Annotated in this window: 19 protein-coding genes; 7 read left to right on the top strand and 12 right to left on the bottom strand. The window is 61.7% G+C overall.

Features of this window, described 5'->3' with window-relative positions:
• Positions 1-17 precede the first annotated feature (17 nt).
• The gene (locus tag ACFQ6H_RS03900; protein ID WP_378644059.1) at positions 18-1490 is read right to left on the bottom strand and encodes an aromatic amino acid ammonia-lyase; all 1473 of its coding nucleotides are present in this window, start codon (positions 1488-1490) and stop codon (positions 18-20) included.
• A gap of 195 nt (positions 1491-1685) precedes the next feature.
• Positions 1686-2360, bottom strand: coding sequence for a TetR/AcrR family transcriptional regulator (locus ACFQ6H_RS03895; protein WP_378644056.1), 675 nt, complete (start codon positions 2358-2360; stop codon positions 1686-1688).
• 109 nt (positions 2361-2469) lie between these two features.
• Between ACFQ6H_RS03895 and ACFQ6H_RS03890 the strand changes: the two genes are divergently transcribed.
• On the top strand, positions 2470-2844 hold the full coding sequence (locus ACFQ6H_RS03890) for a nitroreductase family deazaflavin-dependent oxidoreductase (RefSeq protein WP_378644053.1): 375 nt from the start codon (positions 2470-2472) through the stop codon (positions 2842-2844).
• Between the two features lie 9 nt (positions 2845-2853).
• On the opposite strand, the gene ACFQ6H_RS03885 is transcribed toward ACFQ6H_RS03890, so the two are convergent.
• The 4 genes from ACFQ6H_RS03885 to ACFQ6H_RS03870 all read right to left on the bottom strand — a co-directional run bounded on the left by ACFQ6H_RS03885 (position 2854) and on the right by ACFQ6H_RS03870 (position 6328).
• The gene (locus ACFQ6H_RS03885; protein ID WP_378644050.1) at positions 2854-3405 is read right to left on the bottom strand and encodes a TetR/AcrR family transcriptional regulator; all 552 of its coding nucleotides are present in this window, start codon (positions 3403-3405) and stop codon (positions 2854-2856) included.
• A 27-nt stretch (positions 3406-3432) separates the two neighbouring features.
• A complete protein-coding gene (locus tag ACFQ6H_RS03880; protein WP_378644047.1) occupies positions 3433-4119 on the bottom strand; it encodes an ABC transporter ATP-binding protein in 687 nt (228 codons plus the stop codon).
• Complete coding sequence (locus ACFQ6H_RS03875; protein ID WP_378644044.1) at positions 4116-5246, bottom strand: ABC transporter permease; 1131 nt, start codon at positions 5244-5246, stop codon at positions 4116-4118. The genes ACFQ6H_RS03880 and ACFQ6H_RS03875 overlap by 4 nt, the downstream gene beginning before the upstream one ends.
• A gap of 131 nt (positions 5247-5377) precedes the next feature.
• Entirely contained in the window at positions 5378-6328 is a 951-nt protein-coding gene (locus tag ACFQ6H_RS03870; protein WP_378644042.1) for a TauD/TfdA dioxygenase family protein, read from the bottom strand.
• A 174-nt stretch (positions 6329-6502) separates the two neighbouring features.
• Between ACFQ6H_RS03870 and ACFQ6H_RS03865 the strand changes: the two genes are divergently transcribed.
• Positions 6503-7270 carry a MerR family transcriptional regulator gene (locus ACFQ6H_RS03865; protein ID WP_378446830.1) on the top strand — a complete coding sequence of 256 codons (768 nt, stop codon included), beginning with the start codon at positions 6503-6505 and terminating at the stop codon, positions 7268-7270.
• 76 nt (positions 7271-7346) lie between these two features.
• On the top strand, positions 7347-8903 hold the full coding sequence (locus ACFQ6H_RS03860) for an alpha/beta hydrolase (protein WP_378644040.1): 1557 nt from the start codon (positions 7347-7349) through the stop codon (positions 8901-8903).
• Between the two features lie 2 nt (positions 8904-8905).
• Here the strand turns inward: ACFQ6H_RS03860 and ACFQ6H_RS03855 are convergent, their stop codons facing one another.
• The 3 genes from ACFQ6H_RS03855 to ACFQ6H_RS03845 form a co-directional block, all read right to left on the bottom strand.
• Positions 8906-10426, bottom strand: coding sequence for an AMP-binding protein (locus tag ACFQ6H_RS03855; RefSeq protein WP_378644038.1), 1521 nt, complete (start codon positions 10424-10426; stop codon positions 8906-8908).
• A gap of 72 nt (positions 10427-10498) precedes the next feature.
• Positions 10499-11620 (bottom strand): DUF5938 domain-containing protein, encoded by a 1122-nt coding sequence (locus ACFQ6H_RS03850; RefSeq protein WP_378531440.1) that lies wholly within the window; start codon positions 11618-11620, stop codon positions 10499-10501.
• A gap of 72 nt (positions 11621-11692) precedes the next feature.
• Positions 11693-12496 (bottom strand): SDR family NAD(P)-dependent oxidoreductase, encoded by an 804-nt coding sequence (locus ACFQ6H_RS03845; protein WP_378644036.1) that lies wholly within the window; start codon positions 12494-12496, stop codon positions 11693-11695.
• Between the two features lie 277 nt (positions 12497-12773).
• On the opposite strand from ACFQ6H_RS03845, the gene ACFQ6H_RS03840 reads away from it, so the two are divergent.
• Positions 12774-13424: a TetR/AcrR family transcriptional regulator gene (locus tag ACFQ6H_RS03840; RefSeq protein WP_378644503.1), complete on the top strand. Its 651-nt coding sequence runs from the start codon at positions 12774-12776 to the stop codon at positions 13422-13424.
• Between the two features lie 6 nt (positions 13425-13430).
• Here the strand turns inward: ACFQ6H_RS03840 and ACFQ6H_RS03835 are convergent, their stop codons facing one another.
• Positions 13431-14024 (bottom strand): TetR/AcrR family transcriptional regulator, encoded by a 594-nt coding sequence (locus tag ACFQ6H_RS03835; protein WP_378531438.1) that lies wholly within the window; start codon positions 14022-14024, stop codon positions 13431-13433.
• A gap of 117 nt (positions 14025-14141) precedes the next feature.
• Here ACFQ6H_RS03835 and ACFQ6H_RS03830 point away from each other — a divergent pair, with 117 nt between their 5' ends.
• The 3 genes from ACFQ6H_RS03830 to ACFQ6H_RS03820 all read left to right on the top strand — a co-directional run bounded on the left by ACFQ6H_RS03830 (position 14142) and on the right by ACFQ6H_RS03820 (position 17012).
• Positions 14142-14903: an enoyl-CoA hydratase-related protein gene (locus tag ACFQ6H_RS03830; protein WP_378628950.1), complete on the top strand. Its 762-nt coding sequence runs from the start codon at positions 14142-14144 to the stop codon at positions 14901-14903.
• Positions 14904-15144: 241 nt separating this feature from the next.
• A complete protein-coding gene (locus ACFQ6H_RS03825; RefSeq protein WP_007732784.1) occupies positions 15145-15660 on the top strand; it encodes an OsmC family protein in 516 nt (171 codons plus the stop codon).
• 38 nt (positions 15661-15698) lie between these two features.
• Entirely contained in the window at positions 15699-17012 is a 1314-nt protein-coding gene (locus ACFQ6H_RS03820; protein ID WP_378644034.1) for a bifunctional o-acetylhomoserine/o-acetylserine sulfhydrylase, read from the top strand.
• A 63-nt stretch (positions 17013-17075) separates the two neighbouring features.
• On the opposite strand, the gene bphC is transcribed toward ACFQ6H_RS03820, so the two are convergent.
• Together bphC and ACFQ6H_RS03810 are read right to left on the bottom strand one after the other, a co-directional pair.
• On the bottom strand, positions 17076-17996 hold the full coding sequence (gene bphC, locus ACFQ6H_RS03815; protein WP_095968411.1) for a biphenyl-2,3-diol 1,2-dioxygenase: 921 nt from the start codon (positions 17994-17996) through the stop codon (positions 17076-17078).
• Between the two features lie 35 nt (positions 17997-18031).
• The gene (locus tag ACFQ6H_RS03810; RefSeq protein WP_378542469.1) at positions 18032-19210 is read right to left on the bottom strand and encodes an acyl-CoA dehydrogenase family protein; all 1179 of its coding nucleotides are present in this window, start codon (positions 19208-19210) and stop codon (positions 18032-18034) included.
• Between the last annotated feature and the right edge of the window lie 129 nt (positions 19211-19339).

Genomic DNA, 19339 nt, shown 5'->3' with positions numbered 1-19339 from the left:
TGATTCAGTTCACCTGCTTACGGGCCGATCGGCTGAGAAAGAAAGTTCACACCGGCACTCAGATCGGCACTGAGCGAACGATCTTCGGTCCTCGCATCCAGCACCATGCGCGCACGCGCAAGGTACGCGCCGAGCTCGGTCGCCGGATCCAACTCACGTTGCTGTTGCGAAAGTGCGCGAACGGCGGAGATCAGTTCGCACGCCAGCACCAATCGAGATTGGCCGAGGATGTCCGCCAATTGAGTTGCAGCTTGGGATGCGAAACTTGCATGGTCCTCGGTACCGCGCGAAATTACCGTGTGGCCCAACGACCCCGGAGCTGCCGACGAGCGGATCTCGGCGATGGCAGCAGAAGTCGTGTATTCGAGAAGCATGGTGCCGCTGCTGCCGTCCGGACCGTCCGCGAGGAACGCACGAAGGCCGGTGACTGCAGGATCGGAGAGGTTGGCGAGCCGACATTGCGAGAGCAGGGCAGCACTGGCGATCGCCAACTTCGCCTCGTCGACTGCAAGCGCGATCGGCATCGCATGGAAATTCCCATTGTGGAACACCATGTCGTCTTCGACCGACACCAGCGGATTCTCCGAAGACGAATTCATCTCGATACTCAGCGTGTTCTGCAGTCGATGCACCGCTTGCCAGGTGGCACCCAAGATTTGAGGTAGGGCGCGAAACCCGAACGAGTCCTGAACCCTCGCTGGTGCGATGTCGTGTGGTGCCAGCAGATCGCGAACCCTCTCTGCGACTTCCGCTTGACCGAAGTGCATTCTTGCCGATTGCACCTGTGCAGCAAACGGTTCGACAGAACTTCGCGACGCGAGCACGGAAAGGACGCTGACAACCAAGCAGTGCTGAAGCCACCCCGCAACTTCGATGCTGGTGTCGCCGGCGATCGCCACCGTCATCGCGTTGGTGGAGATGAAGGGAAGTGCATCACCGTGGTGTGGAGTCCAACTGACCCCTGTGCGTCCGTCACGAAGCGGGCTCTCGCCGATCAGCCCCAAGGCAATTTCGGAGAACGCACTCAGGTCACCCGTTCCGATCGCGCCGCGTGCGTGCACTGTCGGCAGGTTCTGTGAAGCAACAGCAGCAACCAGACCGTCGATGATGTCGGGATGCATACCGGAGCCGCCGTTGAGGATCTGGTTGGTGCGGATGACGATCGCGGCGCGCACCAACCGGTCAGGGAGCCTGGGGCCCGATCCCGTTGCGTGACTTCTCAGAAGCCTCAGATCCTGCTGCACACCGTCGGAGACGGATGTTTCGCGATTCCCGCCTACCCCGGTAGTGCGCCCGTACACCGCCTGACGGGAGGAAACCCGAACCGCGGTCTCCCATGACCGCCGAGTCAGGTCGAGCGCCGCATCGGCAGGTCGAATCAACGCCGGCTCTCGAGCAACTTCGTTCACTCGGTGAACCGAGAGCCCCCTCCCGTCGAGCAGGACACTGTTGTCTTCCGTCTGGTCTTCCGCAGGAAGACGTTCAGTCATCAGAACTCCATCGATCGAAGGACTCGGCCACCGCGGGCGTGCATCACATCATCTACGCAATGTGCCTTGGGTCACTTTTGATGAATGTATAGTCCTGTATATACAGCCACCTGTCAATAGGGACACTGCAGCTCATCCGCGTGCACACACCTTGCGTCACCTCAGTAGGAGTGAGCAACTGGACACGAATCGTCGCTATTCGAGGGCCGGTGTCGCCGATGCCCGACGCGCCTCCAGCGCATCGAGGATGAGATCGAGACCGTAGGCGAACTCACTCGTGTGATCGTAAGCCGGACTCAGACCGTGATCGACGATCATCTCGTGAAGGAAGGGCAACTCTTCAGCCGGAAGGCGCTCGAGGATGTCACTCGCAACTTCTTCGACGCCGCCGGGCCCGCTGATCGGTAGATTCGCCTCCTGGAGAACATATCCGCCGATGTAACTGTCGATCAGCGAGACCCCGTGAGCGGCCATCGGCACCGTGAACCCGGCCTTCCGGAGAACTCCGAGCACAGCGTCGAGGTGACGCAGCGTCGCCGGGCCAGGGTTGCGCCGCGAATCCAGCAGACCGAGAGCCCAACGGTGCTGCGACAGGACTCTGCGAGCGGAAGACGCGCGTCCACGAATTGCATCTCGCCAATCCGCACACTCGCTGTCGGGTAGGTCGATCGCCTCGAACACTGCGTCGACGACGCCGTCCAGAATCGCGTCCTTGTTCGGCACGTGGTGATAGAGCGACATCGCCTCGATGCCCAATTCCTGGGCCACCCGTCGCATCGTGACGGCCTCGACGCCACCCGCGTCGGCAACGCGGATCGCCCCCGCGAGCACGCGAGCTCTGTTCAGCGGCTGCCGCTGCTGTCGTGACACACAGACCCCCTCCGAGGAACGAATACGTTGACAACCTTACAGGCGTAAGTCATCCTTACAGCTGTAAGCCTGCCTTACGCCCGTAAGGCTATCCTGAAGGGAGATCACAATGCCGATGCCGAGATGGTGGGGACACGTCAACAAGCGAGTGTTCAATCCTCGCGCAATCTCGAGCGGGAAGTGGCCGGTGCTGACGCACGTCGGACGTACATCCGGCACGACCTATCGGACGCCTCTCGACGCCTATCCGGTCGACGGCGGCTACGTCTTCATCCTGGTGTACGGATCAGGCTCGGACTGGGTGCAGAACGTCTTGAAAGCGGGAAGCGCTCGACTGTCGGTCGACGAGACGGAGGTGAGCCTTGGCGCCCCGCGTCTCGTCGCGAAAGACGAAGCATTTCAGGCACTTTCCTCAGACGTATCCCAACCCCCGAGACTGCTCCGCATCACCGAGTACCTCCGCATGGATCTGACTACTGCCTGAGGCTGCCCGTCACGCGAGGACCTCACGCACTGCGGACCTGACTTCCTCCATGCTGCAACCGGATTCGATCAGTTCAGTACCCGCATGCACCAGCGAGTTGATCAGCTTGGCAGTGAGCTTCGGGTCCGAGACACCACGGAGACGGAGGGCCTCGACCAGAGGAAGCACAAGACTGTCGTGCATTTCCATGATCCGCGAATCTCGAAACGTTTGCGGGGTCAGCGTCGCCAACGCTCCGACGATCGCGTGCTCCCCGTCGGCAACCAATTGGAGGTTTGCTTCGACGTAGGCCCATACCGGATCGTCGGCGCCTGCCATCGCCTCGACGATTTTGTCGTTCCAGCGCGGGAACATGTCTTCGACGACGGCGCTGAGGAGATCTTCCCGGGACCGGAAGTAGTGGTAGGCACTCGACCTGGCGAGCCCGGCCTTCGCCGCCACCTCACCGAGCCCCGGCGGCCGGTCCGGAGCCTCGGACAGAAGAGTGTGTGCAGCGTCGAGGAGGGCTCGGCGCTGAGCAGCACGATGCTCGACCACAGTGGGCGCATCGATCCTCGGCACCGAATCTCCTCCAGTCCCCTTGCGGGCTTACTCGCTCTGACGCAACCGACCGTCAACCATTTCGAGGATGCGGTCGCAGTGCCCGAGCACGTCGTGATCGTGGGTCACCATGATCGTAGCGACGCCGGCCTCGTGGGTTTCGCGCGAGAGCAGTTCGACCACCTCATGGCTGCGCTTGCGGTCGAGAGCAGCCGTCGGCTCGTCGACGAGCAGTAGCGAGGGATTGCTCATCAAAGCCCGAGCGATACCGACGCGCTGGCGTTCACCGCCGGAGAGTTGACCAGGTCGACGATCTGCACGGTGACTCATACCGACCGAGTCGAGCAATTCCTCGGGATCGCGACCCGGCCTCCCCGTGAGCTTGGGAATGAGCCGAAGCTGATCGCGCGCCGTCAGTGCTGGAATCAGATTGCCGGATTGAAAGACGAAGCCGACCTTGTCTCGTCGAAGTTTGGCCAGGGCACGGGCAGGCATCGCCGACACGTCGACGCCGTCGATGACAATCGTTCCACTCGACGGCCGACCGAGTCCGCCGGCCACAGCGAGCAAGCTCGACTTTCCAGCGCCTGACGGTCCGACGATCGCGACAAGTTCGCTGCCCGAGACCTCGAGGTTCACGTTGTCGAGGGCGAGCACGGTGGAGTCACCGTCACCGAATCGAAGACTGACAGCGGTCAATACCAATCCGGTTGTGGTCTTTTCGACTGTGGTCATCGGTTTTCTCCCAAAGCGGTGAGCGGGTTGACACGGGTAACGCGGACGATGGCAACGGCTGCGCCGACCAGCCCGAGTACCGCCAAGAGCACTGCGCCGTTGACGACAGGGCCGGACTCGAGGGCGAACGGCATCCCCCCGCCTTCGAGTCCCGAACCGAGCCCCAAGCCCAGCAACACACCGATGCCGATGGAACCAAGCAGCACTACCAGTGCCTGCGCCATGCCGTCACGAAGCAGGAAGCCGGTGGAGGCTCCCATTGCGCGCAACACTGCGAGTTCACGACCACGCTGAACCGTCCAGATACTGAAGAATGCACCGACCACCAGCGCCGAGATCGCGTACAGAAACGCCTTGATCATCGACATTGTCATCATTTCCGCGGAGAAGCCTGGTGAGGAGTCGAAAGATTCCTCGAGCGTCTTTGCGGACGTTCCCGCCGCCGCATCGCCCGACACGAGGTCCGGCAACGCGCCACCAATACCCCGAATCGCAACAACACTTGCTTCGGAATAGGCACTGGCATTGGCGGTTTCGCCGATATTGGCACCGGCGTGAACCTCCTGCCAAGTACGCAGTGGCAGGTAGGCGACGTCGACGTGACCGAAAGTGCGCTTGTCTTCGGTGAATCCGACAACTGTCAGCTCCGTACCGAGTCGATCGAGTATCACGGTGTCACCGATCGCAACACCGTCATCGCGGAAGGTAGAGCTGACGATGATGTCCGTGTCGGCTTGCAGTCCCCTCCCGTCGGCGGAGACCGGCTCGAGGAAGGAGCCAGGTTCGATGCCGAAGAGCGTGAGATCGACAGGCGTGCCACTGCGAGTTTTTGCATTGACGATCATGTTGCCGAAGAGCTCGGCGTCTTGGACATCGGGTTGCGTGCGCCACGCTTGCGCCTGCTCCTCGGTGACGACCGAGCGCGAGAACGCCGAGTCGGCTTTGGTGTCCGGCGCGAAGGCAAACGCCTGAATCGGCGTCCGCTGCAATGCGGAGACACCGTCATTGACCAGGCCGGACGAGAGTCCGGACAGGATCACCATCAGGATCGAGATGAGGGCAACCACGGCACCCATCAAGAGGAAACGGTTTCGCGCGAACCACAGTTCACGCAGGGCGAGGAACATTCGGGAAGCTCCAAAGTCGTCGGTCCGAGTCACGCCGACTTTTATCGACGCCTTGTCGAAATCATATCGACAAGGCGTCGAAAAACTATGTGAGCTGCATTACTACTACCCGTAGTAGAGGTTGGGGCTCGTCAGTCCGCAACACCCATCGGTCGATCTCCGACTATCGAGATTCGGTCCATCACGCGTCGCGCCGGGAAATAGTCACTGGCGGCATAGTGCTGACACGTCCGATTATCCCAGAAGGCAACGGTATTCGGCTCCCACTTGAGACGGACCTGAAACTCCGGACGGTTGACGTGTCGATACAACATCGTGAGGAGTTGGTTCGACTCCTCTTCTGACACTCCGAGGATCCGTTGCGTGAAGGTCATGTTGACGAACAACACCCGCCTGCCGCTTTCGGGAATGACCCGAACCACCGGATGTTGCACAGCGGGGAACTTCGGACGCAACATCTCGACCGCATCCGCCGGCATCGACCTACCGAAAGAATTGATCCAATCATGTTCTGCAACAAGCGGGTCGATACGCTTCTTGATGTCTTCCGGAAGTAGGTCGTAGGCGGCTGCGGTATCCGCCCACAACGTGTCACCACCTACCTCTGGCACCTCGACTGCACGAAGCACCGCTGCGAACGACGGAAACTCGTGCCACGTGACGTCGTTGTGCCAGTTGTTCTCGACTCCGCCGACCATTGCATCCTTGGCAAGTGTCGTGACATCGACGTCCGTCTGCCCGGGTTGCGTGTATTTGAAGAACGGATGCTGCTCGAGATCGCCCCAACGCTCGGCAAAAGCTCGATGATCCGCTCGGCCGAGGTCCTGATCCCGAAAGAAGAGGACTTTCCATTCGAGGAGGGCTCGGCGGAGTTCCGCAATCACGGAATCCGACAGGTCCCCACGGAGTCGAATACCGGAGATTTCCGCTCCGATCGTCGGAGTGACCGCCTTGACCACAAAGTGTTCGTACGGCGCCGGGGTAACCGACTCGGGATTCCGGCGAGCAACGAGTGGACCGTAGGCCGCAAGCGGATCGGTGGGAATCGGAAAGATCGTTGCCGCAGGAAAAAGGGTAGCCATCAGGGCACTTCCTCGAAATCGACGATGTCGTAACGGACAGAATCCAGGTTAAGGTCAAGTCCTTAACGTGTCAACGGTCACGTTCTTCATTCGAACCTTGACCCTGACGCCGCGTCAGGGTTGGAGAATGGTTTCCACAGACGGAATCCGCTTCGATCACGGGAGGGCAGAACGATGATGACCATCGGCGAGCTGGCCAATTTGGCCGGCACCACAGTCAGATCCGTGCGCTACTACCACTCGAACGGGCTTCTCGAGGAACCACAACGCCAACCCAACGGCTACCGCATGTACCGGGCGGTGGACCTGGCACGACTGAGCCGGATCCGTCGTCTGCGCGATCTGGGGATCCCCGTCGCCAAGATCGCCGAACTCCTGGACGGCGATGCTCACGACACTCGGTCCGCGCTGGACGCCCTCGACAAGGAATTGGCAACCAAGGCCGAACAGATCGCTGTTCAACGTGCCCACATCGAGTCACTACGCCGCAACGCCGATCCCGAACTACCCGATGCATTTTCCGAAGTGCTCGCACAGTACGTCGTGGCCGGTGCGCCGACAGCATGGATCGACAACGAGCGCGAACTTCTGATCCTCGCGCTCACGGTCTCCGGGGGCGATCCCGAGGTCTGCGATTCACTCCTGAGCGCACATCACCGAGCGTTGGCCGAGCCGAACCGCGAGCAGGCAATCGAATTGATCACTCGCATGGACGCCCTCGCCGACGCCCCGGCGGACGCGGACACGATTGCGGCCCTTGCCATTCAGTTCTGCGACTTCACCGAGAGCGTGCTACCTGAACAGGCTGCACCGGAGAGTGCTTCACCCACTCGTCTGGTAGCGGTACTGCGCGAACACCAAGCGGATCGACGAACCGCCACCCAGGAAAGATTCGCGAAGGCAGTGGCGGCCGAGTTCGCCGCCCGCCAATCTCGACCCTGAACCCCCTCATAAGCCCCCACATTCGAAGTGGGGTGATCAACGCTGCCCGAATCGGGCTCGACACAAGGACACGACAATGACTGGATCCATCATGCCCAGATCACGCATGCCTCGACCGCGAAAATGGCTGGCTTTCACAGTCGCCGCTGCCGCACTCGCCGTACCCGCCTTGGCTGCATGTTCGGAACCTACTGCCCCGCAGACAGATCCACAACCAAATCTCAGCGCGTTCTACGACCAGGATGTCGAATGGGGACCATGCGCCACAGACACCGGAACGTCAACGGCAAGCGACTGCGCCATGGTCACAGTGCCTTTGGACTATTCTGCCCCTGACGGGAAGACAATCGAAGTGGCGATCTCGCGGGTCGCGTCCACCGACCCAGCGCAGCGACGTGGAATCCTGCTCACCAACCCCGGCGGCCCGGGTGGCCGTGGTCTGGGCTTGCCCGAGATCTTGAATGCGGGCATGACACCGGAAGTCGCTGCGGCATACGACGTCATCGGCATGGACACTCGGGGACTCGGCAAGAGCACGCCGATCGACTGCGGCGTCGAGCAGATGTCATGGATGCGTTCACCGGGTACCACGGACGAAGGGTGGAACGAGAGTGTCGCGCTCGCACGTGAGGCCGCTGACAAATGCTGGGACAAGTATCCGGACTATCTGCCGCACATCAATACTCAGAATATCGCCCGCGATCTCGACGTGATTCGCGGCGCCCTCGACCAGGAGAAGGCGTCGTACTTCGGGTGGTCGTACGGCACCTATCTTGGTGCGACCTACGCTCAGATGTTCCCGGACAGGATCGATCGTGTGGTTCTCGACAGTGCACCGGACCCGAAGAAGTACGGATACGAGATGTTCCAGGACATGGGCCCGGCCAACGAGAAGGCGATCGACGGATTCTCGCAGTGGGCAGCGGAACGCAACTCCACCTATGCGCTCGGATCGACGCCCGCCGAAGTTCGCGCCCTCATCGAGAAGCTGATCTCGGACGCAGCCACCACTCCGATTCGGATGGGTGACTACGCCGTCGACGATCACGTCCTTCCATTCCTGATGTACGTCAACGGAACCGGGGACACCGAGAAGGAAAGTGAGGCATTCGCACAGGTATTGGTCCAGTTGCGCGATCTCGCGTCCGGCAAGACCGTCGAGAACATCCACCCCCAGCTGACGGGTCTGATGCAGGCGTGGTTCCAGACCGAACTGGGTACCGGCCCCGACTATGCCGGAACAATCGCCATCGTCTGCGGCGACGTATCGATGCCGAGTGATCCCCAGTGGTATCGCAACAAGTTGGAAGAGCACCGGGATGATCAGCCGATCTTTGCCGGCACCCACAACACGATCATGCCCTGCGCGTTCTGGCGCAGTGAGCCCCCGAAGCGGATCGACATCGACAGCAATGTTCCGGCATTGCAGATCCAGGCAACCGGAGACACCCGCACGACGTACGAGGAAGGACTTGGTATGCATGAAGCCATGAAAGGCTCACGGCTGGTGACAGTTCCAGGCCGTACCCATGCGGTGTTCCCCAGCTACGGGAACACTTGCGCTAACGCCGCCGTCAACTCGTATCTGCTCGACGGCTCACTGCCGGCAGAAGACGTGGTCTGCGAGTCGTGATCTCAGCCCGTCAGCTCGCTCTTGATCTCGTTCTTGAGAACTTTGCCGACCTTGGAGCGAGGTAGATCGTCCCAGACGACGACTTGCTTCGGAGTCTTCACACTCCCGATGCGAGCCTTCACGAAAGCCATTACCTCGGCGCCGTCGATGTCGGCGCCGAGGTGCGGTTGCACCACTGCCACAACGCGTTCGCCCCACTTGTCGTCCGGCAACCCGATCACTCCGCAGTCCTGAATCCCCGGATACGCCATGAGCGCCTGCTCGACCTCGACCGAGTAGACGTTGAAACCGCCCGTGATGATCATGTCCTTGGCGCGATCGACGATGAACAGGAAATTGTCCTCGTCCAGGTACCCGATGTCGCCGGTGTGATGCCAGCCGTGGGCTGACGCTTCCGCGGTTGCGTCGGGGTTCTTGTAATAGCCCGCCATCACCAACGAACTGCGAATCACCACCTCGCCACGCTCGCCACGTCCGAGCAGTGCGCCTTTGTCGTCCATGATCCCCACTGTCACCAACGGCGACGGTCGACCCGCCGACGAAAGTCGTGACGTTGCGACAGTGCCGTCCGAGCCGAAGTGCTCCTTCGGTGACATCGTCGAAATCATCATGGGGGCTTCACTCTGCCCGAACAGCTGAGCCATGACCGGGCCGATCTTGTCGATCGCCTCCGCGAGTCTGGTCGGGGAGATCGGCGCCGCTCCGTACCAGAAGCATTGCAGCGAGCTGAGATCCGTGGCCGCGAGGTCCTCGTGCTCGAGCAGCATGTAGATGAGCGTCGGCGGCAGGAAGGTGTGAGTCACCTTGTGCTTCTGAACGTTCGCGAGGAAGTACCCGAGGTCGGGCTTCGGCATGATCACTACTTCGCCGCCGAGGGCCATGATCGGGAAGCACAGAACACCGGCGGCATGAGTCAACGGCGCGAGCGCCAGATACACCGGGCGCCCCTCGAACGGATAGCTCATCAAGGTGATGGCCGTCATCGTCTCGATGTTGTGCCCGGTCAACATCACACCCTTGGGCCGACCCGTCGTACCACCGGTGCCGACCAGCATGGTGACGTCGTCGGGCGCCGCGGCGTCGAGTTCTTCTTCCCCGAGCCAGCTTTCGAGAGACTGAGCCGAATCCCATTCGCCGTCGATGCAGACGAGCGTCACCAACTGGGGAAGCGCGTCCTTGATCTGGTCGACCAGCGGGGCGTACGACTTCTGGAAGAAGAGAGCGCGACAATCGAACAGATCCAACAGGTCTCGGTTTTCCACAGCTTCGTTGCGAGGATTGATCGGACACCAGACGCCGCCGGCCCGGCTTATTCCGAATACGCACGAGAACGAGATCGGATCATTGCCGGACAGAATCGCGACCTTCTCGCCCGGCGCGATGCCCGATGCCGCTAGCGAAGCTGCGAAGCGACGGCTGAACTGTTGCACCTCGCCGTAGGAGAGAGTGCGCTCTCCCATCGTCAAACACGGTGCGGTGGAACCAAGAGAGGCTCCCTTGTCGAGATAGTCGGTCAAACGCATGGGGAGCCTCCAGGGCGGGGCTCCCGGCGCGATGTACGCCGGGAGCCGTGAACGTGATGACGAGGACGTGGGCTAGGTGTTGATGGTTACTTCCGGTTCCAGTGCCAGCCCGAAACTGCGTAGCGCGCCGAGCAGTTCGCGATGCCCGAATGCCTGGCAGGCCGAGGCGAGTCCGGTGCGCTTGGGTGCCTGCTGAATTAGAGAATGCGCTGCGTATGCGTGCAGGAGTCCGGTCTGCTTGTAGTTGCAGTTGCCGTGGATCACGACGTGTGAGCGACCGAGCGGGCCCGACGCGTAGACGGAGTCCATCGAGGTGTTGATACGTGGGTTCTCACGCGGTGGCATGCCGGCCTGCACCGAACCTGCGATCTCGGCCAAGGCGGCTTCCTGCTCGTCGGCGGGCAGGGTCTTGATCTGCTCCTCCACGATCTTCTGAGTCGCGACAACGCCTTCCATCACGGTGCGGTCGAAAACACCACCGGCAGCTTTGACGTTGGAAACCCGAGGATCGTTCTTGAACCACACCGGGTGACATGTCCCGCCCCACGGCAATGCCAGCGCAGTTTCGTGCTGGCCGGGAACGACGACGTCGAAGGTCTGGCCGGGCGCCCACTGCACGTACTTGTTCTGCTCGAGGTAGTACCAGTTCGCCTTGAGGATGGTAAAGATCGTCTGAGTGGACGCGTAGGTGGGAAATCCCTTCCACAGCACCAGAATGTCGAGTGTGTCGAGGCCCGGCGTTTCCAATGCGATGTTGGCCGCGATCTCACCGGTGGTGTACATCTGAGCGATGCCGGGCGAGAGGAGCAGGCCCTTCTCCTGGTACTTGTCGCTGAACTTCTCCTGGACGTCGAGTACCCAGTCCTGCTCACCGGTGGTGTCCATATAGTGGCAACCGGCATTCAAGGCGGCCTCGACGACGGTGCCGCCGAGCTTGATGAACGGCCCGACCATGTTGCTGACAACCTGAGCACCGGTGAACAGTTCGGTGAGCGCCTCGACCGTGTGCTCGACCTCTACGACCTCGTGATCGACGGTGTCCAAACCGGGGATCTTGTCGAGAACCTCTTGAATGCGAGCGGCGTCGCGGCCGGCCGCGATGAACGGGATGTTGAACTCGCGCAGGTATTCACACACCAGACGGCCGGTATACCCGGAGACGCCGTAGACGATGACTGGCTTCTTTTCGGACATGTTCGTGGAACCTTTCGGAGACGTGAGAAGGGGGACGAGAGAAGGGCGTACGTGCGAATTGGGGGGGGCGAGTTACATGCCCATGCCACCGTCGACGGGAAGGCCGATACCGGTGATGAATCGTGCGGCGTCGGAGGACAAGAACACCACGGCGTCCGCCATGTCGTTCACTTCGCCGAGACGGCCGAGCGGGGTGAGACCGATGACGTCGCCGACGGCTGCTTCGGCACTGGGCCAGAGGCCGAGCTTCTCCATGTCCGCTGCGAGTCCGAGACCCATCTCCGTGGCAACAAGACCCGGGTAGATGCAGTTGACGCGGACTCCGTAGCCGAGCTTGCCCGACTCGGCTGCAGCAACCCTGGTGAAGCGGTCGACCGCGGACTTGGTCGCGGAGTAACCACTGATGCCGGGAAATGGAATGGTTGCTGCCACCGACGAAATGTTGATGATGGATCCGCCGGTTCCGGCGACGCCACCCGGACGCATGCTGCGCAGCCCGTGTTTGGTTCCGAGCGCCGTTCCGAGGATGTTCACCTCACACATGCGGCGGATGTCGCCCGGATCAAGGTCCACCACCAGCGAGGAAATCTCGATGCCGGCGTTGTTGACGAGGATGTCGAAGCCGCCCAGAGTCTCCGCGGTTGCAGCAACTGCTTCTTCCCAGTTGGCGTCGTCGGTGACGTCCAGCTTCAGGAAGCCGGTCTTGACTCCACCCGAACCGACGGCTTCCGCGGTGGCGCGACCCTCGTCTTCGAGAACGTCGCCGATCATCACCGACGCTCCCGCCTTCGCCAACGCCTCAGCCATTCCGGCTCCGAGCCCCTTGGCACCACCTGTGACCAGTGCTTTTCGTCCCTCGAGATCAAACACGCTCATTTTCGACTGCCTCCATGACTGAAACGACTCTCGCGATGCCACCGTTCACAGCGACGCTGCCAAGTGGTGTGAGTCACAGAGTATTCAACTTTGGACGAGTGTCAAGAGAAATCTTGACGACTGTCAAGATTTTGTTACACGCTCGTCAAAGACCAGGGGTTACACTGATTCGGACGCGGCGATCGTGCCGCTGTGGAAACCGCAGGGAACAGGACGTGCCATCGTGACCACGACAGTCGAGAAGCCAAGTGGGGCAGTGAAAAATGCTGTGCCCACCTTGTCGGATAAGCGGTCCAACACAGACAAACGGTCCAACGCAGACAAGGTGTCGCGTCGCCAGGTCGACAAATTCTCCGAGCGACGTGATCAACTCGCCGAGGCCGCACTGCAAACCCTGGCCGAATTGGGCTACGCGCGCACCAGTCTGCGCGAAATCGCCCAGAATTCGGAGTTCTCACACGGCGTCCTGCACTACTATTTCAGCGACAAGGTCGACCTGATCACCCACTGCGTCCGCCACTACAAGGCGCGCTGCGTCACCCGCTACGACGGCATCGTCGCCACCGCTCAGACGCCGGAGGAACTGAAAACCGGTTTCGGGGCACTGCTGGCCGAGACCATGATCGACGAACCGACGATGCACCGTCTCTGGTACGACCTGCGCGCGCAGTCGATGTTCGAGGAGTCCTTCCGAGCCGACGTCGCCGCGATCGACGAGAGTCTCGAAAACATGATCTGGCGCATCGTTTCTCGTTATGCCGAGCTTCTCGACGTGGAACCCTCGGTCACCTCGCCGGCGATGTACGCGATTTTCGACGGCCTGTTCCAGCAGAGTCTGCTGCGTCATCTGTCCGGCGATCAGACTGCTGCGAACTATCTTTCGGAGAGCGTCCAGCAGATGCTGCCCCTGGTAGTGCCCACTCCCTGAGTCAGTTCAGCGAGCGGCAATGCCCTCGGCCACGTACTTCGCTCCGCGATCGAATTCGCCGACCACGTCGTAGTCGGCGTCTTGCCGCCAGAAGCGAACCAACGCGCCGTAAGTACCGCCGATCATCTGCGCGAGAAACAGCGGCGGATAGTCCGATCGCACTTCGCCGGCTTCGATCCCGGCGGTGACGATCCGTAGAAGTTCCACGTGGAACCGATGATCGTGGGCCGCCCCCGCTCCGGAGGAGGCGAAGTCGCGCTCGAGTTCCGCAGTCACCATGCGCAGATAGCGCGGATGCATGATCGCTTGCTGCGCAAAGTCCTGAAAAATCCGGGAGATCCGATCAGAAGTCGACATCGGCGATTCCATGAGCTGATCCACCAGTGTCGCAAGCTGATCGAGATGATCACTGTGCAGCGCCTCGAGAACCGAGTCCTTGCCCTGGAAGTAATTGAAGAAGGTGGCTCGTGACACCTCGGCTCGCTCGGCGATGTCGTCGACGGTCGTGCTGGCGAAACCCTGCGCCGAGAACAGAATTCGTGCAGCCGAGAGCAACCTGTCGTTGGTGTCGCGCTTGTTCTGTTCTCGTTTGGAAATCACGTCGACCTGCCCTTCTCCGCCTCAGAACACAGTCTTCGCCACAGTCCGGAATGTGTCCAATGTCCGTCCCGTCAGGTGACGCACCTCCGCCTCCGATAGGTGGACTACAGTCCAATTATGTCGACTGTTTCCACCGAACGCCATGACCGCGTTCTCATCGTCAGGATCGAACGCGAAGAACGCCGTAACGCGATCAACCGTGAGACTGCCGAGGGAATCGAAGCCGCGCTGAATCTTCTCGACGACGACCCTGATCTGTGGGTCGGCATCATCACCGGAACCCCCAACATCTTTTGCGCCGGAACCGATATCCGAGAGCGGGCCGACCTTCGCATGCCTCGCGGCGGTGAGTACGGCGTCATTCGGCGTCAGCGGAACAAGCCCCTGATCGCTGCAGTCGAGGGATACGCACTGGGTGGAGGTTTCGAAATCGCTTTGGCCTGTGATCTCATCGTCGCCTCTGCCACAGCACAATTCGGCCTTCCCGAAACCAAGCGTGGTTTGGTTGCGACGTCCGGTGCACTCTTTCGGGCACCTCGGGCACTTCCGATCAACATCGCCCGCGAACTCCTGATCACCGGCCGCACACTCGATCCCGAACGGGCCAGGGACCTGGGCGTCGTCAACGTGGTCACTGCGCCAGGCAAGGCACTCGACGAGGCGTTGGTGATGGCGGCCGAGATCTGCGAGTCCTCCCCCACCTCGGTGAGCTTGAGCTTGAAGGCGATCGACGCTCTCTACGCCGAAGCCGATGCCGTCGGATGGAACGTCACCGACGATGCCAAGGAAGCAGTGCTGCGTTCCCCGGACATCGCCGAAGGACTCGACGCTTTTGCGGGTCGTCGGACACCCCGGTGGAGCGGACTGTCGCCTACATGACGGACCACGATCCGAGACAGATTTCCTATACATCTGGTCGGAAAGGGTGTGAACCGGTTACAGTCTCTCCTGTGACGGGAACTGGCGCATACGAGACGGGCACGCTGCTGACGCGGCGACGCCACGTCGATTTTGCGCATGTCTGTACCTCCGGGTGTCCGATCTTCTGATCGGACCTACGACGTGAGCGCCGCTCGCGTCGATACTCGTATGTACGCCCAGATCAGGGGACATTTCTGTCATGACCACCGCTTCCATCTCCCACCTGAGTTCCGTCGTAGCAGCCAACGCCGACGCCATCGACAAGGACGCGAGCAAAGCGCACGTCGTCTTCAAGGCTTCCGCCCAGGCGCACGACGCCGTTGCCAGCACCATTTCTCTCGGTAAGTACAGCGTCGAGGTCGACGAGCCACCGGCTCTCGGCGGCGAGAACACCGCAGCCAATCCAGTCGAGTACTACCTCGCTTCTCTTCTGTCCTGCCAGGTGGTCACCTACCGCGTCTGGGCCGACAAACTCGGTATCGCGCTCGACGACATCTCGGCCAGAGCCGAAGGCGATCTCGACGTCCGTGGATTCTTCGGCTTCGACGACGCGGTCCGTCCGGGATTCTCCGAGGTCCGCGTGGTCGTCACCCTGACCGGTCCGGAAACTCGCGAGCGCTACCTGGAGCTGCAGGAGACCGTCGATGCCCACTGCCCCGTACTCGATCTCACCCGCAATCCCGTCCCAGTGCATACAGTCGTCGAAACCGCCTGACCCGCATCAACCCACCCTTCACCACGGAGTATGAATTCATGAGCGAGAACACCCCCGTCGAAGCCGATCCGACTGCCGATTGGTCGTTCGAAACCAAGCAGGTCCACGCCGGGCAGGGCCCGGACAGCGCCACCAACGCTCGGGCACTGCCGATCTACCAGACCACCAGCTACGTCTTCGACAACACCGACCACGCTGCCGCGCTCTTCGGCCTCGCCGAGCCGGGCAACATCTACACCCGCATCATGAACCCGACGCAGGATGCCGTCGAGCAGCGCATCGCCGCCCTCGAAGGTGGAGTCGCAGCTCTGCTGGTTGCGTCCGGTCAGGCCGCCGAGACCTTCGCGATCCTCAACATTGCCGAGGCCGGCGACCACATCGTCTCCAGCCCCCGTCTGTACGGCGGCACGTACAACCTCTTCCACTACACGCTGCCCAAGCTGGGTATCACCGTCGACTTCGTCGAAGACCCGGACAATCTCGAGCACTGGCGTGCGGCCATCCGTCCGAACACCAAGGCGTTCTACGGTGAAACCATCTCCAACCCCAAGAACGACGTGTTCGACATTCCCGGTATCAGTGCGGTCGCCCACGAGAACGGCATCCCGCTGATCGTGGACAACACCGTCGCAACGCCCTACCTCATTCAACCGCTCAAGCACGGCGCTGACATCGTCGTCCACTCCGCCACCAAATACCTTGGCGGACACGGCACCGCGATCGCCGGCGTCATCGTCGACGGTGGCACCTTCGACTGGACCCAGGGGCGCCACACCAACTTCACCACCCCGGATCCCAGCTACCACGGCGTCACCTTCGCCGATCTCGGTGCACCCGCCTACGCCCTCAAGGCACGCGTTCAGCTTCTGCGCGACCTCGGCTCGGCCATCGCACCGTTCAACGCCTTCCTCATCTCGCAGGGCATCGAAACCTTGAGCCTGCGCATCGAGCGCCACGTGTCCAACGCCCAGAAGGTCGCGAAATTCCTCGAGGGCCGCGCCGAAGTCACGTCGGTCGCGTACGCCGGACTGGAATCCTCGCCCTGGCACGAACGCGGAAAGCAGCTGGCACCCAAGGGCACCGGCGCAATCGTCGCATTCGAGCTTGCCGGTGGTGTCGATGCGGGCAAGAAGTTCGTCAACGCCCTGACACTGCACAGCCACGTCGCCAACATCGGTGACGTTCGCTCACTCGTCATCCACCCCGCGTCGACGACGCACTCGCAGCTCACCCCCGAAGAGCAGCTCGCTTCGGGCGTCACCCCGGGGCTCGTCCGCCTCGCGGTTGGCATCGAAGGGATCGACGACATTCTCGCCGACCTCGAAACCGGTTTGGCAGCAGCAGCTTCCTGATCGAACACACGAAAAAGCTCGGCCCCGACATGCATTGGGGCCGAGCTTTTTCGTTGCGAAGAGCTAGCTCTTGGGAGTGAACGCAGCCAGCGGTTCACTGTCGGACCAGTCGTGGCCCCAGTAGCTGTCCGCTGTGATTTCCTCAGCGGTGTAGAAGGTTTCGTCGACGAGCATGCCCTCGCACCCGAACTCCAGATCCCAGCCACCCGGTGCACGCACGTAGAACGACACCATCTTGTCGTTCGTATGGCGACCCAACGTCGAGGAGATCGAGAAGCCGAGCTTGGCAACACGATCGAGAGCCTGACCCACAGCGTCGAGAGTCTCGGCTTCCATCATCAAGTGCACGAGACCGGGCTCGTCCACGGGCGGCGCCGGGCACAGCGCGAGGCTGTGGTGACGCTGATTGACACCCATGAAACGGACTCGACGGGCCGGCGGCGGCGCGTCGATTCCGCCGAGACGGATGGAACCGCGCGGGAGGAATCCGAGCACCTCGGTGTAGAAGGTGTATGCCTCGTCGAAGCGCGTAACCGGAAGCACCACATGGCCGAGGCCCTGATCGCCGGTGACAAAACGGCCGCCGTGCGGGGTGACCAACGGGCTGTGGTCGAGCACCGGCCCGAAGAACACCTCGACGCGATTGCCGTTGGGATCGTCGAAGGCGATGACCTGCTCGGCATCGCGGTAGCTGGCGTCGACCTCGGAGAGTACCTCGACCTCGACTCCGGCTTTCTCGACCGCTTCACGAACACGCTGGAGCGCGAACTGATCTCGCACTTCCCAGCCCACTGCGAGAGCCTTGTCCGTCTCGCCGGGCAGGACGATCAGTCGCGCACGACGCTCGTCCAGGCGCAAGTAGAGGCCGTCGGCTTCCGGGCCACTACCGACCGCGAGGCCGAGTCCGTCGACCACGAGCTCGCGCCAGCGAGCCACGTCCTGCGTTTGGATCCTGAGATATCCCAGACCCCGAATTTCAGTCATTCCTAACCGTCCTTGCTTCGAGAATGTTTGTGGGACTAGATCATCGAGCGGTGGATGCCCTGCGGCTCGCCACCGAGCTGCGAGAGCGTCGACGCATGGAAAATGGAACCGGGCACGTGAATCGCATGCGCCAGACCGGCATGAGCATCACGCCAGAACCGCTGCATCGGCGTGCTCAACTGCAAAGCGCCACCACCGGAACGAGCAAAGATCTCATCCACCGCCCGCACCGCCCGCCACGCCGCAGCAGTCTGCGTACGCCGACCGATCGCACGAAGCTCGAACGAGACCTCCTGCCCCTTCTCCGTCATGTCCCAGAAACGATCCACCGTCTCCAAGATCGCAGCCCGAGAAGCAGCGATCTCGGCAGCCGCCTCACCGATCGCGAAGAGCACATACGGATCTTCCTTGATCGGAACACCACTGACCGTCACCCGCTCACGCTGCGCAGCCATGTTGCACGCCAACGCACCCTCCGCGATACCGATCAACGACGAGGTGATACCGAGCGGGAAGATGCACGAGAACGGGAACTTGTACAACGTCTCCGTACGGCCCGCTTCCTTCCATGCCGTTCCGTCGTACACCTTTCCGGCGTCGATCGTGCGGTAGGTGGGCAGGAACGCGTCCTTGACGATCAGATCCTTCGAACCGGTTCCGCGCAGGCCCACGACGTTCCAGCTGTCCTGGTCGATGTCGTAATCGGAGCGCGGCAACAGCACGTGCAGGTGCTTCGGCGGCATCAGCGGCTTACCGGTCTCGTCACCGACCATCGCACCGATCATGATCCAGTCACAGTGATCGGTACCCGAGGAGAACGACCAGCGGCCGTTGAGGATGTACCCACCCTCGACCGGCCTCGCGACACCCATCGGCGCGTACGGTGACGCCATCCACGTATCGGGATCGGTTCCCCAGACCTCTTCCTGAGCCTTGCGGTCGAAGAACGCGAGCTCCCACGGGTGGACGCCGACGATGCCGCTGACCCAGCCGGTGGCACCGTCCATCGCGCCGATAGCCATTGCGGTCTCGGCGAATTCACGCGGATGTGCCTCGAGGCCGCCGAACTCCTTCGGCTGGAACATCCGGATGACACCGGAGTCGCGCAGTCGCTTCGCGCTGCCGTCCGTCAAGCGCATCAGCTTGTCGCCCTCGACTCCGTCGGCGCGGATCTCGTCGGCGAACTGTGAAATGTTGTCTAGAACCTGACCCATGATCTTCCGGCTTTCTGGTTTCGGTACCCGGCGAGCGCCTAGGCAGAATGAAAATCTGTTGATGAAACGGTGGCAGGGAGCCCGCCGAAGTGCAGAAACGCTTCCCGGTGAGTGGGAGCACCCCCTGTG

The sequence above is a fragment of the Rhodococcus sp. NPDC056506 genome (assembly GCF_042794945.1).
GTDB lineage: Bacteria > Actinomycetota > Actinomycetes > Mycobacteriales > Mycobacteriaceae > Rhodococcus_F.
This window is presented reverse-complemented; position numbering and strand designations above follow the sequence as displayed.